This window comes from Hydrotalea sp., assembly GCA_030054115.1.
Taxonomy (GTDB): Bacteria; Pseudomonadota; Alphaproteobacteria; order JASGCL01; family JASGCL01; genus JASGCL01.
On record JASGCL010000001.1, the window covers coordinates 98,360 to 114,468 of the forward strand.

Annotated in this window: 11 protein-coding genes; 7 read left to right on the top strand and 4 right to left on the bottom strand. The window is 50.2% G+C overall.

Features of this window, described 5'->3' with window-relative positions; all coding sequences use genetic code 11:
• The 4 genes from gatB to secA are packed head-to-tail and all read right to left on the bottom strand — an operon-like array spanning position 1 to position 6,132.
• Positions 1–1,488: an Asp-tRNA(Asn)/Glu-tRNA(Gln) amidotransferase subunit GatB gene (gene gatB / locus QM529_00495; protein ID MDI9313148.1), complete on the bottom strand. Its 1,488-nt coding sequence runs from the start codon at positions 1,486–1,488 to the stop codon at positions 1–3.
• Positions 1,485–3,032: an Asp-tRNA(Asn)/Glu-tRNA(Gln) amidotransferase subunit GatA gene (gene gatA, locus QM529_00500; GenBank protein ID MDI9313149.1), complete on the bottom strand. Its 1,548-nt coding sequence runs from the start codon at positions 3,030–3,032 to the stop codon at positions 1,485–1,487. Before gatA ends, gatB begins: the two co-directional genes overlap by 4 nt.
• A 31-nt stretch (positions 3,033–3,063) precedes the next feature.
• Complete coding sequence (gatC, locus tag QM529_00505) at positions 3,064–3,426, bottom strand: Asp-tRNA(Asn)/Glu-tRNA(Gln) amidotransferase subunit GatC (protein MDI9313150.1); 363 nt, start codon at positions 3,424–3,426, stop codon at positions 3,064–3,066.
• A 30-nt stretch (positions 3,427–3,456) separates the two neighbouring features.
• Positions 3,457–6,132 (bottom strand): preprotein translocase subunit SecA, encoded by a 2,676-nt coding sequence (secA, locus tag QM529_00510; GenBank protein MDI9313151.1) that lies wholly within the window; start codon positions 6,130–6,132, stop codon positions 3,457–3,459.
• 180 nt (positions 6,133–6,312) lie between these two features.
• On the opposite strand from secA, the gene QM529_00515 reads away from it, so the two are divergent.
• The 7 genes from QM529_00515 (at position 6,313) to QM529_00545 (ending at position 16,103) form a co-directional block, all read left to right on the top strand.
• The gene (locus QM529_00515) at positions 6,313–6,828 is read left to right on the top strand and encodes a hypothetical protein (GenBank protein ID MDI9313152.1); all 516 of its coding nucleotides are present in this window, start codon (positions 6,313–6,315) and stop codon (positions 6,826–6,828) included.
• A 39-nt stretch (positions 6,829–6,867) separates the two neighbouring features.
• Complete coding sequence (locus tag QM529_00520) at positions 6,868–9,354, top strand: FAD-dependent oxidoreductase (GenBank protein MDI9313153.1); 2,487 nt, start codon at positions 6,868–6,870, stop codon at positions 9,352–9,354.
• 31 nt (positions 9,355–9,385) lie between these two features.
• A complete protein-coding gene (locus QM529_00525; GenBank protein MDI9313154.1) occupies positions 9,386–10,543 on the top strand; it encodes an anhydro-N-acetylmuramic acid kinase in 1,158 nt (385 codons plus the stop codon).
• Between the two features lie 164 nt (positions 10,544–10,707).
• A complete protein-coding gene (locus QM529_00530) occupies positions 10,708–11,676 on the top strand; it encodes a tetratricopeptide repeat protein (protein MDI9313155.1) in 969 nt (322 codons plus the stop codon).
• Between the two features lie 257 nt (positions 11,677–11,933).
• Positions 11,934–13,244: an HlyD family type I secretion periplasmic adaptor subunit gene (locus QM529_00535; GenBank protein MDI9313156.1), complete on the top strand. Its 1,311-nt coding sequence runs from the start codon at positions 11,934–11,936 to the stop codon at positions 13,242–13,244.
• A 16-nt stretch (positions 13,245–13,260) separates the two neighbouring features.
• Positions 13,261–14,718 (top strand): TolC family protein, encoded by a 1,458-nt coding sequence (locus QM529_00540; GenBank protein MDI9313157.1) that lies wholly within the window; start codon positions 13,261–13,263, stop codon positions 14,716–14,718.
• The gene (locus tag QM529_00545; protein MDI9313158.1) at positions 14,715–16,103 is read left to right on the top strand and encodes a TolC family protein; all 1,389 of its coding nucleotides are present in this window, start codon (positions 14,715–14,717) and stop codon (positions 16,101–16,103) included. Before QM529_00540 ends, QM529_00545 begins: the two co-directional genes overlap by 4 nt.
• The last annotated feature ends 6 nt before the right edge of the window (positions 16,104–16,109 follow it).

The following is a 16,109-nucleotide window of genomic DNA, read 5'->3' on the forward strand; positions in this document are numbered from 1 at the left end:
TTATTTGTTTAATAAATCTTTTAGCACTTGGTTGGCAAGGGACGGGTTGGCTGAACCTTTCGATAATTTCATCAACTGCCCGACCAGGAAGCCAAAAACCTTTTCATTGCCCGATTTGTAATCGGCGACTTGGGTCGGGTTTTGCGCCATGACATCGGCGGCGAGTTTTTCAATCGCCCCCTTGTCTGAAACCTGCGCCAGGCCTTTTTCCTTGATAATATCGGCGGCGGTTTTGCCCCCACCATCATGCCCCCACATGTCGGCAAAAACATCCTTCGCCATTTTGCCGGAGATGCTACCGGCCTGCAATTCATTAACCAACCCGGCCAGGTTGCTGGCGATAATCGGGCTGTCGCCTATGGTTAAATTATGTTTGTTCAGGTTGGCGAACAAATCGCCCAATATCCAATTGGCGAGAATTTTGGCGGCTGATTTTTCTTTCAACGCCGCCACCGCGGTTTCAAAATAATCGGCGATGTCGCGTTCGGCCAACAATTGGCTGGCGTCGTAACCGCTGAGGCCGTAATCTGCTTCCCATTGTTTTTTTTGTTCGTCGGGCAGGATAGGAATCGAATCCTCGCATTCGGCGATGAATTCATCGCTTAGCACCAAGGGCAAAAGGTCGGGGTCGGGGAAGTAGCGGTAATCGGCGGCATCTTCCTTATCCCGCATCGGGCGGGTTTCGTTTTTGTCGGCATCATAAAGCCGCGTTTCCTGCACCATTTTTTCACCCCGTTCAAGGAGCGCGATTTGCCGTTTCGCCTCGACCACTATTGCATCGCGCACGAATTTTATCGAATTGATATTTTTTAATTCGGCGCGAATCCCCAAATTTTTGTCGCCGACTTTTCTTACCGAGACATTAACGTCGGCGCGCAGGCTACCCTCCTGCATATTGCCATCGCACGTGCCAATATGGCGAAGGAGGGCGCGCAATTTGGTGACATACAAACCGGCTTCCTCGGGCGAGGTCATGTCGGGTTTTGAAACAATTTCCATCAGGGCGACACCCGACCGATTAAGGTCGATATAGGATTCTGTCGGCGATAGATCGTGAATCGATTTGCCGGCGTCTTGTTCCAAATGCAATCGTTCGATGCCGATGGTTTTTTGCGTGCCATTTTCCAGGTCGATGGTGATGGCCCCCTCCCCCACCACCGGTTTATCAAATTGCGAAATTTGATACCCTTGGGGCAGGTCGGCGTAGAAATAATTTTTGCGGGCAAAGACCGAAACTGGGTTTATTTTTGCCCCTAATGCCAGGCCGGTGCGCACCGCCTGGCGCACGCATTCGCGGTTGATGACCGGCAATTGCCCGGGGAGCGCGGCGTCGAACAATGCCACGTGGCTGTTTGGTGCGCCGCCGAAATCGGTGCTGGCGCGCGAAAATAATTTTGAATTTGAAATCACTTGGGCGTGAACCTCCAACCCGACGACCAATTCCCAATCGCCGGTTTTGCCCTTCAAAATAAATTGTTGTTGCGTCATGTTATGTTGTTTCTTTTTAGGAGGTTGTCGGTGGTGGGGATATTAAATGCTTGCTCCAGCGCGCCCATGACGCGGAACATGGTTGCTTCGTCGTAATGTTTGCAGATGACTTGTAACCCTGCTGGCAACACGCCTTCTCTTCTTGGTGGTAATGGCAATACACCTGCGGGCACTCCCGCCAAGGATGCTGGTATAGTTAAAAAATCTTGTTTGTATATTTCGGTCGGGTCACTAAATTTTGTATTCAAGGCAAAGGCACCATAAGTATTTGTTGTAGGTAAGAGAATAACATCATAATCTCTAAATAATTTAAAAAATTCTTCGCACATCATGCGTCTTATCTGTTGCGCCTTTTTGAAATAGGCGTCGTAATAGCCAGCCGAGAGCACATAATTGCCGATAAGAATCCTGCGTTTTACTTCATTGCCAAACCCATCGCGCCGCGTGTTTTCATACATATCATTTAGGTTCTTGCCATCACTGCGCAAACCATACCGCACCCCATCGTAACGGGCGAGGTTGGATGCCGCCTCGGCCGGCGCAATGATATAATAGGTTGATATGCCATTATTAAATTTTTCTTTAACCTGCAAATATTCGTTAGCAATATCTAAACATTTTATTTTTTCATACTTCTTGGTTAATAAATTAAATATCTCTGAATTTGCCCCACCTAAATAACCTACCCGCAACCCCTTCAACCCCTCATTCTTGCCCTTCTCCACCGCGTCGAGCCATTGTTTTTTTGGCACGGGTAAATTCGCGCTGGTCGAATCGCGCTGGTCATGGCCGGCGATTACCCCCAGCATCAATGCCGCGTCGCGCACCGACCGCGTCATCACCCCCGCCTGGTCCAGCGAGCTGGCAAATGCCACCATGCCGTAACGCGAACACCGGCCATAGGTCGGCTTCACCCCGACCAAACCGGTGAAGGCGCAGGGTTGGCGAATCGACCCGCCGGTGTCACTGCCGGTTGCGCCAAGTGCCATCAACCCCGCCACCGCCGCCGCCGACCCGCCCGACGACCCACCAGCGGTCAGGGGGTCGCGTTCCATATTAAAATTCTTAGTCCATAAATTCGGACTCCACGGGTTTATCGTCGGCACGACGCGTTTTTTTTCGCGGTGATAACCGGTGCTGGTGGTTGACCCCATGGCAAATTCGTCCATGTTGGTTTTGCCCAAACACACCGCGCCGGCGTCCCACAATTTTTGCGTCACGGTTGATTCATACGGCGGCACAAAATCAGCCAGCATTTTCGACGCGGCGGTGGTGTAAATCCCCTTGGTGCAAAACAAATCTTTTATCCCCAGCGGTATGCCGGTTAAGTCTTTAAAATTCTTATCAGCAATATCTTTATCGGCCTGCTTTGCATCGGCCAATGCGCGGTCGGGGGTAACGGTGATGTAGGCATTGAGGGTATCATTCCGCGCCGCAATTTCATCAAGGTAAGTTTGCGTCAATTCCACCGCGCTGATTTCCATGTTGCGCAAGGCCGTTACTGCCCCAACCATGTCCAACGATAGAATTTGTTTTTTATCCATGATGTTATCTCTGTTGTTATTTTTTCGACTATTACTCGCCATTATCGCCGACGCCGCCGACAACCTTTGGCACGACAAAAAAACCGCCCTCGCCCATTTCTTTGGCATTACGCGCTATTTTTAACAAATCGACGGCGTTGTTTTTTTCGCCAACCTCATCGGGCATCATGGGCAATATCGCTTCTTGCGCTTCGGGCAAGTTGCTTAAGGCCACCTCCAACACCGACATCAATGGTTCTACGCTATCCGGTATGTCTTTCAATTTACTCACCAGCGATAAAATATTGTTTAATTCGGGGATGAGTCGTTCCTTCTCCGCGTCGGTCAATTTTATTTTGCTCAACCGCGCGATATGCTCCACGGTTTTTTTGTCGATTATTTTGTCGTTGCTCATCGTCGAAACCATCCATCAATTTTGCAAAATTTAAACAATCGCCCCGTGGCAATGTTTGTATTTTTTACCCGACCCGCATGGGCATGGGCTGTTGCGCGACGGCGGTGGGGTAATGCCGCCGCCATTCGCCCCAGCCATCTCGCCGGCAATGTTGCGCGCCGCAAGCCCGGCCTCGCCCATTGCCGCTAGGTTTTCGCTATTGCCCTCACCATCGGCCGATTTTTTTTCAACCTGCAGGTGGCTCATCATCCCGACCACGGTTTCTTGAATCATCGCCAATAATTGTTCAAACATGGCGAAGGCCTCCTGCTTATATTCATTCAGCGGGTCGCGCTGGCCATAGGCACGCAGGCCGATACCACTCCGCAAATGATCCAGATGGCGCAAATGCTCTTTCCACAAATGGTCCAACACCTGCAGGAACAAACCGACCGTGAGTTGTTGCCAATCTTCCTTGCCCAGTTTTTTTTGCAAACTTTTCCATTTTTCGCTTGTGGTTTTTTCGACCAAGGCGGTGATGTTTTTTTCGTTTAATGTGTTTTCTTCCTGCCACTTGGCGACCGGCAAATCGACGTCGAATGTTTTTTTACAAAATTCGGCCAGGGCCGGCAATTGCCATTGTTCCGGCAACGCCTTGGCCGGCATGAATCGCTCCAGCGCACCGCTTAACAACGGCGCGACAAATCCGGCGGCAACCTCGGCGGCGTTTTGCTCGCGCATCACCTGTTTGCGCAAATTGAAAATAATTTTGCGCTGGTCGTTCATCACATCGTCGTATTTTAACAAATGTTTTCTAATTTCAAAATTGCGCTCCTCGACCTTTTTCTGCGCCTTTTCCAACGCCTTGGAAATCCACGGGTGGATAATCGCCTCACCCCGTTGCAACCCCAAGGTTTTCAACATCGAATCAATTTTTTCCGAACCAAAAATCCGCATCAAATCATCTTGCAATGATATAAAAAATTTAGACGCCCCCGGGTCGCCCTGCCGCCCGGCGCGACCGCGCAATTGGTTGTCGATACGGCGACTTTCGTGGCGTTCGGTGCCGATGATATATAACCCGCCGGCCTTTAAAACCTTTTCCTTGTTTTCTTTTATTTCTTTTTCCAATTTGGCTAGCTCCCTTTTCAACACACTGGTGTCGTTTATTTCGGCCCCGAGCATTTTTGCATGAAGTTCAAAATTGCCACCAAGTTGAATGTCGGTGCCGCGCCCCGCCATGTTGGTGGCGATTGTTACCGCGCCAATCCGGCCGGCATCGGCGATAATCGTTGCCTCGCTCTCATGGTGGCGGGCGTTCAAAACTTGGAAATCAATATTTTTTTTCTTCAGCAGGGCGGCAAATTCTTCCGACTTTTCAATCGACACCGTGCCGACCAACACCGGTTGGCCATTTTTTTGCGCCGCCAGAATTTCCTTCACCACGGCCTCGTCGCGTTCCTCGGCGGTGCGATAAATTTCATCGTCGTAATCTTTCCGCACCATGTTTTGATTGGTCGGAATGGCGATGACTTGTAATTTATAAATTTCGTCAAACTCAGCCGATTCGGTCATGGCGGTGCCGGTCATGCCCGATAATTTTTCATAAAGCCGGAAATAATTCTGGAACGTGGTCGATGCAATGGTTTGGTTTTCGGGTTCGACCGCGACCTTTTCCTTGGCCTCCAACGCCTGGTGCAAGCCGTCTGAATACCGCCGGCCAATCATCATGCGGCCGGTAAATTCATCGATGATAATCACTTGGCCGTCCTTGACAATATAATCCTTGTCGCGCTTGAATAAATAATGGGCGCGCAGTGCCTGGTCGGCGTGATGCAACAGCCGCAGGTTTTCAAAATCAAACAGCCCGCCTTCGGGCATTAGCTTGGTTTTTTGTTTTATCAATTCTTCCAATCGTTGGTGGCCAGCGTCGGTCAGGTTAATGGTGCGTTCTTTTTCGCTCAATTCAAAATCGCCCTTTTTCAACAGCGGCATCAACGCGTCTATCGCGTAATAAAGGTCAGATGTTTCGTTGGTCGGGCCAGAAATAATCAGCGGCGTGCGTGCCTCGTCGATTAAAATCGAATCGACCTCGTCAACCACGGCAAAAAAATGCCCGCGTTGCACCAGCGTATCAAGCGATAATTTTAAATTGTCGCGCAGGTAATCAAAACCAAATTCGTTGTTGGTGCCATAGGTAATGTCGGCGGCGTAGGCAAGTTTCCGCGCGTCATCCTCCAGCCCGGGCACAATCGCGCCAACCGATAACCCCAAAAATTCATAAACCTTACCCATCCAATTGGCGTCGCGCTTCGCCAAATAATCATTAACCGTTACCACATGCACGCCGCGCCCGGCCAGGGAATTAAGCACCGCCGCCAGGGTTGCGACCAATGTTTTACCCTCACCGGTTTTCATTTCGCAAATCGCCCCCTGATGCAAGACGATACCGCCCATCAATTGCACGTCAAAATGGCGCAGGGCCAGAGTGCGTTTGGCGGCCTCGCGCGTTAGGGCAAAAACCTCGGGCAATAATTTATCCAATGTCGCCTTGATATCTTTGCTGGCGGCGACTTGTTTTTTCCAGGTTTCGATTTTATTTCGGCAATCGCGCGCCGACAATTTTTCCATCGCCCCCTCCAGCCCATTGATGCGCGTTATCAAGGGGTGAAATTTCTTTATTACCCGTTCGTTATCGCTCGAAAATAAATTGGAAAAAATAGACATAAACTGAAAAAAATAAAAATAAATAAAACGCGCCTTATGCTACCTATAACCTACGTGGCGAAAAGTCAAGATAAAGCACGCCAAGCCTTAACCTTTACAAAAACCAGGCCAAAATAAGCAAAAAACAAACAATCTTGCCAAAATTAGAAAAAAACTCTAGGTTCTCGGCAAATGGCCAAGATGTTCCCCCGCCCTATTTCCACGCAACCCATACCAACGCTGACCCGCCGGTTGGCCGGCGTCTTGACCGCCATGTTGGCCACCTTGTTGTTAATCGGCTGTAGCGGTTATCGCCCAAACAGCGGGTTATTTGGCGGGTTTGCTTCGCAAAAACTTTCGGCCAATATGTATCATGTTTATTTTTTGGGCAATGGTTACACCAGCCAAGCCCGTGCCAGCAACCTGGCCCTTCTGCGGTCGGCCGACATCACCCTGCAAAGCGGAATGAATTATTTTGTGCTGGTGCGCGGCACGCCGGCGGTTGACGTCGGTAATAGCAATAAAAATAATAGCGATAGCTTTACTTATCAAGGTCGCCGTTATTACATCGCGGCACCCAGCAACGACAATCTTATGATAATGTTTAAAACCCCACCGGGTGGCGTCCGCAATAACTTCTATACCGCGAAAAAAATTTGTGATACCATGGCCGCGGATTATGATACAACCTGTGGCGATTTTAAGCTAGATAAATAAAGCTAGACAAATAAAAAAATAAAAAGCATGGAAAGAAACATGGCAAACGAAAAATATGACGTAGTGGTGTTGGGCGGCGGCGCGGTGGGGGCGGCGACCCTGTGGCATTTGGCCCAGATGGGCCTGTCGGCGGTTTTGCTCGAACGGAAAAAATTAACCTCCGGCACCACGTGGCACGCCGCCGGTTTGGTTGGGCAAATGCGCCTGACCCATGCCCTGGCGCGTATTGCCTGCTACGGGGTTGAATTTATGAAAGATTTAAGCAAAAACGCCGGCACCGATATTGGTTTCAAACAACCCGGGTCGATATCGGTCGCGCTCAATGACGAGCGTTTCCATGAATTTAAGCGGCTGAAGGACATCAGCCGTTACCATGGCGTGAAGATTGAGGTCTTGCCGCCCGAGGGGTTGAGGGAACGTTACCCCTATTTAAATATCGACGGCGTGGTCGGCGCGACCTATACCCATGGCGATGGTCAGGTCAACCCCATCGACCTGACCCAGGCGATGGTCAAGGCGGCACGGCAAAAGGGCGCGGTGGTGAAGGAAAATTGCAAGGTAACAAAAATTATCACCGCCGGGCGGAAAGTGCTGGGGGTCGAAACCGAGGCCGGCACCATCGATTGCGATAATATTATTTTATGCGGCGGCATGTGGTCGCGCGACATTGCCAAATCGGTCGGGGTGTCCTTGCCATTGCAGGCCGCCGAGCATTTTTACATCGTCACCGAACCAATGGCCGATTGCCCACGCGACATGCCGGTCATCCGCGTGCCAGACGAATTTGCCTATTACAAGGAAGATGCTGGCAAGATATTGCTCGGCGCGTTTGAGCCCGGGGCGAAAACCTGGGGGCTGGATGGTATCCCCGAGGATTTTGAATTCGATACCTTGCCCGAGGATTTCGACCATTTCGAGCAGGTTTTTAACATGGCCCTGAACCGCTTCCCCATGCTGGAAAAGGCCGGCATCAATTTATTCTTCAACGGCCCCGAAAGTTTTACACCCGATGTGAAATTTCACATTGGTCGCGCGCCGGCTATCGATAATTTTTTTGTCGCGACTGGTTTTAATTCGACCGGTATTCAAACCGCGCCTGGCGCGGGGAAAATGATCGCCGAGTGGGTGAAGAACGGTTACCCGTCGGAGGATCTTTCGGGGAACGAACCCAGCCGTTTGCAATTTTACACCAACAGCAAAGAATTTTTGAAGGACCGCACCACCGAGACCTTGGGGTTGCTTTATGCGTTGCATTACCCTTATCGCCAATTTGAAACCGGTCGCGGCGTGCGGCGGTCGCCGTTCCACCATGCCATGTTGGCGCAGGGCGCGGTGATGAGCGAGGCCGGCGGCTGGGAACGCCCCGGGTTTTTTAAAGGCCCCGACAACAATGGCAAGCTGGTCGATGGCTACCACTATTCTTGGTTTTTGCAAAATTGGCACGACCGCGCCATGATGGAGGGTATCACCACCCGCGACCGCGTTGCCCTCTATGACCAATGTTCGTTCCACAAATTCATGGTAATGGGCACGGGCGCGTTGCCGTTGCTAAACCATTTGTCATGCAACAACATCGATGTAAAAATTGGCAAGGTGGTTTATACGCAATGGCTGAACGACCACGGCGGGGTGGAGGCCGACCTGACCATCACGCGGCTTGGCGAAAACCAATTCATGGTGGTTACCGGTTCGGCATCGGGCGTGCGCGATTTGACGCGCCTGCAAAAATACCAATCACAATTTTCGGGGGTCGAGGTTATTGATATTTCGGCCGGCATGGCGATGCTCGGCATCATGGGGCCGGAATCGCGAAAATTATTATCGCTGGTCACCGGCGAAAAATTAGAAAACCTTGATAACCAGCATTTCCCATTTGGCACGTCGCGCGAATTTGAAATTGGCTACGCGCCGGTGCGGGTATCGCGCCTGACCTATGTTGGTGAGCTGGGTTACGAAATTTATGTCTCGAGCGAGATGGGCGAGTATGTGATAGAAAAAATTTTGGCGGCGGGAAAGGATGTCGGGCTTGGCATGGCGGGTTATCATTGTTTGAATAGTTGTCGGTTAGAAAAAGCCTATCGCCACTATGGTCACGACATGGCGTGGCATGATAATTTGGTGGAATCTGGTTTGGCCTTCACCGCCCGCATGAACAAAAAAGATTTCATCGGCAAGGCCGCCACCGCCACCGCGATGGAGAAAGCCGAAAAACTTGGCGCGCCGTCACGTCGATTGGTGCAATTTTATTTTAATGATGCCACGCCAAAGGCACCACTTTGTTATCACGAGGAAGCCATCGTGATGCAGGGCAAGCCCGACCAGATGGTGGGGATGGTGACATCGGGCGCGTGGGGTTACCGGCTGAATAAATCCATCGGCATGGGTTATGTTACCAATAAAGACGGCGTTAGCGATGACTGGTTGAAGCAACAAAAATTGGCCGTCGTGATTGGCGACCAAGAACATGGTATTACGGCGCAAATCGATGCCCTATACGACCCGAGCAACCAAAAAATAAAAAGCTAAAAAAACACAGCAAGGATAAATTATCGCTATCGTGGCTATTTATAATATCTTAGGTTCAATGACGGGGACATCCGCCGATGGTATCGACCTTGGCATTATTACCACCGATGGTGAAAAAATTATAAAGTTCGGCGCGCAAGGTTTTTTTGCCTATGATGCAAATGTTCGCGACAACATAAAATCATGGTTCGGGCGCGATGACATCGACCCGATTTTTTCTGAACCGGCGGCGGTTATCACCAACCTGCATCGCGTCGCCATCGACCAGTTCTTGGCCGACCATCGGTTATCACCGCAGGCTATAGACGCGATTGGTTTTCATGGCCAAACCATTTACCACGCGCCGCAAAAAAAAATGACATGTCAATTGGGTGATGGCAAGGCCTTGGCCGAAACATTTAACACCCCGGTGGTATGGCAATTTCGCCAGCGCGATGTGATGATGGGCGGCCAGGGCGCGCCGTTGATGCCGTTGATGCACCAGGCGGTGGCGGATTTTTTTAACCTGCCCCGGCCGGTGGTTTTTTTAAATATCGGCGGGGTGGCCAATATCACGCTGGTTGCGCAAGATGATATTTCCGCCGGCGATCTCGGCCATGATAATTTCCAAAATAATTTATGGGCCGCCGACGTCGGCCCAGGCAACGCGCTGATTGACGATTACGCAAAAAAATATATGAAAAAAGAAAGGGATAAAGATGGCGCAATGGCATCGCAGGGTAAGGCCGATGAAGCCTTGGTGGCGCGCTGGATGGCAGATGGTTTTTTTAACCGTGCCATGCCAAAATCGCTCGACCGCGATTATTTTGCAAAAATGGTGTGGCGCGATATCCCCAGCAAACCAGCCAATAATGCAATCAACAACGATTTGGCGACCTTAAGTTTTTTTACGGCGCGCGCCATTATTCATGCGGTTGATAACTTGCCCGCCGCGCCAAAAATAATATTGGTGGCCGGCGGCGGGCGGCACAACCAAACTATTATGAATTATTTACAGGCCGGCCTTAAAAAAAACACCGCGCTAAAAAGCCTCGACGCCGTAACCGATAAAATCATCGCCGACAATTTGGAGGCCTATGGTTTCGGCTTTTTGGCGGCGCGGGTATTGCGCGGCCTGCCCCTGACCCTGCGGACCACCACCGGCGTCATCGCCCCGACACCCGGCGGCGTAGTAAGCCGGCCAAAATAATTTGATTGCAGGCAAGATAATAATTCTGTAGAATTCAAATAATGATTGCAAACCTTAAAAACAACCAGCTGGCAATATCTACAGAAACAGATGGGGGAATCACAAAAAAAACATCTCGCGCGATAGATACAACAGCCATCGCGCCCATAGCATTATTATTGGCGATGCTCGCCATAACGCACCAGGCACAGGCTAACCAATTTGACATCACGGCCAACAGCAACCAACCCACCAAGCGCGTGGCGCAACTTGGCACACCCCTGTTGCCCGCCGATTCCACCACAACGCCACCCGTTATCAATAATGGAAATAACGTTAATGCGGCGCAGGTCAAACCGACTTGTGTTGACCTTATAAAAAAATATAACGACATCATTCAATCAAGCGCGAAGGCTAGCGACCTGCGCCTTGCCTATTGGGGACGCGCCGGTTGTAATTATCGTTTGGGGCGTTTTCAATTCACGTTGGACGATTACAATTTTATGCTCCAAAAAAATTGGATAGGTAAAAAAGACATGGCGATGTTTTATAACAATCGCGGCAATGCCTATTTCAATCTAAAAAGTTACGGCCCAGCAATTAGCAATTACACCCAGGCGATTGGTGAAAAACCGAATGCGGTTTATTACCTGAATCGCGGCAACGCCCACCAGGCCTCGGGCGATTATGAAAATGCGATGCAAGATTATAACAAGGCCATCAGCATCGACCCGAACCAAGCCGACTCCTACGCCAACCGTGGCAACCTTTACCTCAACAGCGACAAAAATGACTTGGCCATGGCCGATTACAACCGCGCCCTGAACCTTGGTAATTTGCAGGGCCTGCGTCCCGCCACGGTGTATTTTTATCGCGGCCTGAGCAATGTCGCGCTCAACAAAAATGACGATGCGATGAATGATTTCAATCGTGCCATTTCGCTCGACCAAAAAAATGCTGACAGCTATATTGAGCGCGGCAAGTTGCTTATCAAAAACAATCAAGCCCTGTTGGCGATTGATGATTTTAACAAGGCCATCAACCTTAATAAAAATTTTGCCCTGGCCTATCAATTGCGTGGCTTGGCAAAAAAATCGGTCGGGCAAAACGGCGACAATGATTTGCAAACCGCCGAGCAATTAAAAAAGCAATAGAGATTCTCTCATAAAATAATGGTGGGCTTCAGGGGTCTACCCCACTGGCCTAAAATGGCATTGTCATGATGATGGCATGGTGATGGCGGCGCGCCAATATGCCACCCCCGCGCCAAAATGGCGTAAAAATTGCATTAAATTGGCAATCGAAGCCACTATTATTTACCTTGGTTGTTATTTTTTATAAAAAAATTACCGGTAGAAATGGCGGCGCAATAATGAGAGAAGATGGAGGAATGTCCCCCGTGCAAGCACCAATGTTTGACCCCAATATGGTTCGCCCCAAGCCGGCGGGGCGCGACCGCGATATTGTTTTGGGTTCGGTTACCATTGTCGTTGGCCTGTTGATATTTTTTATTTGGGCGTTTTTTTCACCATTGCACGAGGGCGTGATGGCGCAGGGCACTATCGTGGTTGAGGGGCAACGAAAAGTTATCCAACATTTGGAGGGCGGCATCGTTAAAAATATATTGGTCAAGGAAGGCGACACGGTAAAAACCAACGATGTGTTGGTGGAGATGGAAGGCACGCAAAGCCGCGCCAATTTTGATATTGTAACCGGCCGTTATGAATCTGCCCTGGCGCAGGTCACGCGCTTGACCGCAACCTACAGCAATCAACCGACATTGGTTTTCCCCAATGAATTGTTGCAGTCCGCCAAAACCAACAAGCAATTACAAAGCACCTTGACCGCGCAACAGGAAATTTTTAAGGCCTATCGCGAACAATATGCTAACCAAGTAAAAATTTACCAAGAACGATTAGCCGGCTTAATCAGCCAACAACGCGCCAAGCAATCTTATTTGGGCGGCATCAAAAAAGAACTCATCAATTTACAATCGCTGGAGCGGGATCGCTTGGTCGACCATGCCACGGTGATTGCACGGCAACGCGATTACGAAGAAACCAACAGCGACATCAATCGCTTGGGGTCAGACATAGCCTCTACCCAATTGTCCTTGTCGCAAATCAAAATTGATTCGTTGGAGAAAATCTCTCGCGAATTGGCCGAGGCACAAAAAGAAATGAACGACCTAAAAGCGCAAAGGGATAATTTGGCGGATGTTGTTAGCCGAATTGAGATTCGCTCGCCGGTCGACGGAAAAATTCTTCGCCTCGCCATCACTGGTGCTGGCCAGGTTGTCCCCCCGGGTGGCGCGCTGATGGAAATTGTGCCGATTGATGACAAATTGGTTATCCACGCCATGGTGAATGCGACCGACCGACCCGGGTTGGTCGAAGGGCAAAAGGTGCGGGTTAGTTTTCCATCGTTAAAATCGCGCGTCTTGCCAACAATTTATGGCACGCTCAATCTGATTTCGGCCGACGTAATTCAAAACCCCAACGCCGCCCCAACCACCAGCATCCAAGCCAACAAGGTCAACCCCAGTAGTTTTTACAGCGCGACCATCAGCGTCACCCCCGAGGAATTAAAAAAATTGGACGATAACAAACTTGACCCAGGCATGCCGGTCACCGTGATGATTGAGGGTAAAAAAAGAACACCGATGGCCTATTTTCTGAAGCCATTTAGCGGCCTGTGGGATGAAGCATTCATCGAAAAATAAAATCAAAAATAAAATCATGAGACAACCTTCACACCGCCCATTCGGCTATTCGCAAAAAGCCATCTGGCATTTTTTTATCTTAACGGCGATTGCCCTGGCACCGCAGGATTTGCGGGCGCAGGATTCATCGGGCCAAGCCCAGACAGCCACTCCAGCCACAACGGCAACCTATGATTTTGTCACGGCCTTGAGGGATGCCCTGGCCAACGACCCACGGCTGGCTGCCGCCAACGAAGCATTAACCGCGCAAGCCGCCAGCGCGCAGATAACAAAAATGTCGGCCCTGCCGCAACTTACCACCAGCGGTTATATCGGCAACTATACCCAAAAAAAATTCCAACAGATTCCGAATTATTATACTCTGAGTGGCCCATTTGGCAACCAACGGATTCAAGTTGGCTCGACCGCCGGCACGGTAACCATTAGCGGCACCCTGAGCGAGGCCAACCTGACCGCCAGTCAAAATTTATTAACCTTTGGCCGGCAACAGGCCAACGAAGGAATCAGCGACAGCCAATATCGCCTGGCGCAATGGCAACAGAAAAAAATCGCCTATCAAATCACCACCGACGTCGCCAACAATTATATTGGTTGCGCCACCGCCGGGGAAATCGCCAAAACCAAACAATTTTACCGCTCCAGTTTGCAATCGATATACAACAATGTGAAAAGAAAATATGACGTCAATGCCGCAACCAACACCGACCTTAACCTGGCGGCCATCAATTACCGCAACGCCGCAAATGATTTGTTATTGCAACAGCAACAGGTTGCAACATCCTGCCAAAAATTATTACGCCTCACGGCGCAGGACATGGATTACAAGCAATTGTTACCCCGCCTGTCGCTGGCCGACCTTGACCAATATGATAAATTAATTCCAAATAATTTTGACGATATCAAAAATACCACCCTGGCCAATAACCCCGACCTGGGGACGGCGGTTGAAAGCCTGACCCTGCGGCAAAAGCAAAAGGAGCAGGCGGTCGCCAATTTAATGCCGATAGCCAGTTGGAGTGCCAAGGTCGAACAGCTGACCGTGCCCGGCTCGGTCAGCCGCAACGGCGTCACCCCCAGCGCGACCATCAACAACCAATCGGCGACCATCACCCTCAATTACCAACAAAACATCATGCAAAGTATTTTTCAATTGTCGGCCAGCAATCATAAGGCCACGGCGCAATCTTACCTCGCCGCCGAACAATTACAAACCACGGTCAATCAATTGCTCAACCTGTGGCAAAATTACCAAGCCAACAAAAAATCCCTACCCTTCATGGTGCGCTCTTTACATGAATTGGAACTGTCGGTCGCCGGTATCGATAAATTATACAACCGCGGTATCGCGCCGCTTTCTGCCTTGTTACAAAAACGCCAAGAATTTTTTGCCAACTTAATTCAATATCATCAATTGCATGAAAACCAATTGATTGGCAGTCTAACCCTTCTAGCCTTATTGGGACATTGGTCATGATGAAAAAAATCCCCCTCGCCCATCGCCGACGCGATAACCACCGTGGGTGGCGCAATCATTGCCTGACGGCCGTGGCCTTATCCTGGTTTGTTACCCTGCCGACATTTTTATTGCCGAGCCATTCCCATGCGCAGGGTAATGCGGCGGTTGATTCAAGCAATCAAGCCACCAGCCAGCCAACCAGCCAAGGTTTCGGCCTGCGCGATGCCTTCGTCGCCGCCTATAATTACGACCCGCGAATCAAGGCCGCCCTTGAAAGCGTTAAGGCCAGCGAGGCCAGCCTCAACACCACCCGCGCCGCCCGCCTGCCGCAGGTTTCCTTCAGCACAAGTTATGGCCCGTTGGAGGCGAAGGTTAATGGCGCGTCGCAATCTTACGGCGGGCAACAGGTGAATAATAGCCTGAGCATCAGCGCGCCGATTGCAACCTTTGGCAGGCAGGAATCATCGGAAAAATTGGCCGCCAGCCAATTGATGTCGGCCAAGATAGATTTTGAACAAAAAAAAACCATCCTGTTTGACGACGTAGCCCAGAGCTATTTTGGCCTGCTGTTCAGCGAGCAGGTCTATCGCTTGAAATCAGAAAACAAAAGCCTGCTCGAAAAACAATTGGCCGAGGCAAAGACGCGTTTCGACCGCGAGGCCATGACCATCACCGAATTGCGAGCGGTGCGCACCCGATTAAATAACGCCAACATCGAATTGCTCAACGCCAGTGCCAATTATATTGCGCAAAAACAAAAATTGGCCAGCCTGATTGGCCGCACTGATATCGCCGGCCTGACGGTTGATTCGGGGAACGAATTTTTAAAAAAATTACCGGCAACGCTCGATGATGCAAAAAATCTATTGCTCGCCAATGCGCCGGCGCTTAAAGAATCCGGCCAAGCCATCATCCGCGCCCAGGCCGGCGTTGATAGCTCGCGCGCTGGATTTTTTCCCCAGCTGACGCTTCAAGGCGGCACCAGCAGTAGCCTTGCCAACAATGACATGACCCAACAACAATATGCCACGCTCAACATGAGCATGGTGCTGGCCAGCGGCGGCACCAGCCTGCTTGACCAAACGCGCGTCATGGCCGAATTAAAACGCGCGCAATATAACCTGGCCGATACAAAAAATATCTTGATTCAAGATTTGCAAAATCGTTGGCAAAATTACCAAAGCTATAATCAAATTGTGAAGGATAGATACAATAACCTCCAACAATATGAAAAAATTTACCAAAACGCTTCGCGCTCCCTGGCCTTGGGGCAAAACACCCTGAGCCAAGTTATCGACGTGCGGAGCAGGCTAATCGAACAATATATCGATTACGCCAACGCGGTGAATACAAAAATGATATTTGGCGTCGGCCTGGCCAATAGCCTTGGCCTTATCAATTAGACAATT

Bases quoted from the DNA above. Each gene is read 5' to 3' on its own strand.
- gatC (MDI9313150.1), bottom strand. From the start codon at position 3,426: ATGAGCAACGACAAAATAATCGACAAAAAAACCGTGGAGCATATCGCG.
- QM529_00535 (MDI9313156.1), top strand. From the start codon at position 11,934: ATGTTTGACCCCAATATGGTTCGCCCCAAGCCGGCGGGGCGCGACCGC.
- QM529_00520 (MDI9313153.1), top strand. From the start codon at position 6,868: ATGGCAAACGAAAAATATGACGTAGTGGTGTTGGGCGGCGGCGCGGTG.
- gatA (MDI9313149.1), bottom strand. From the start codon at position 3,032: ATGGATAAAAAACAAATTCTATCGTTGGACATGGTTGGGGCAGTAACG.
- QM529_00515 (MDI9313152.1), top strand. From the start codon at position 6,313: ATGTTCCCCCGCCCTATTTCCACGCAACCCATACCAACGCTGACCCGC.
- gatB (MDI9313148.1), bottom strand. From the start codon at position 1,488: ATGACGCAACAACAATTTATTTTGAAGGGCAAAACCGGCGATTGGGAA.
- secA (MDI9313151.1), bottom strand. From the start codon at position 6,132: ATGTCTATTTTTTCCAATTTATTTTCGAGCGATAACGAACGGGTAATA.
- QM529_00530 (MDI9313155.1), top strand. From the start codon at position 10,708: ATGCTCGCCATAACGCACCAGGCACAGGCTAACCAATTTGACATCACG.
- QM529_00545 (MDI9313158.1), top strand. From the start codon at position 14,715: ATGATGAAAAAAATCCCCCTCGCCCATCGCCGACGCGATAACCACCGT.
- QM529_00540 (MDI9313157.1), top strand. From the start codon at position 13,261: ATGAGACAACCTTCACACCGCCCATTCGGCTATTCGCAAAAAGCCATC.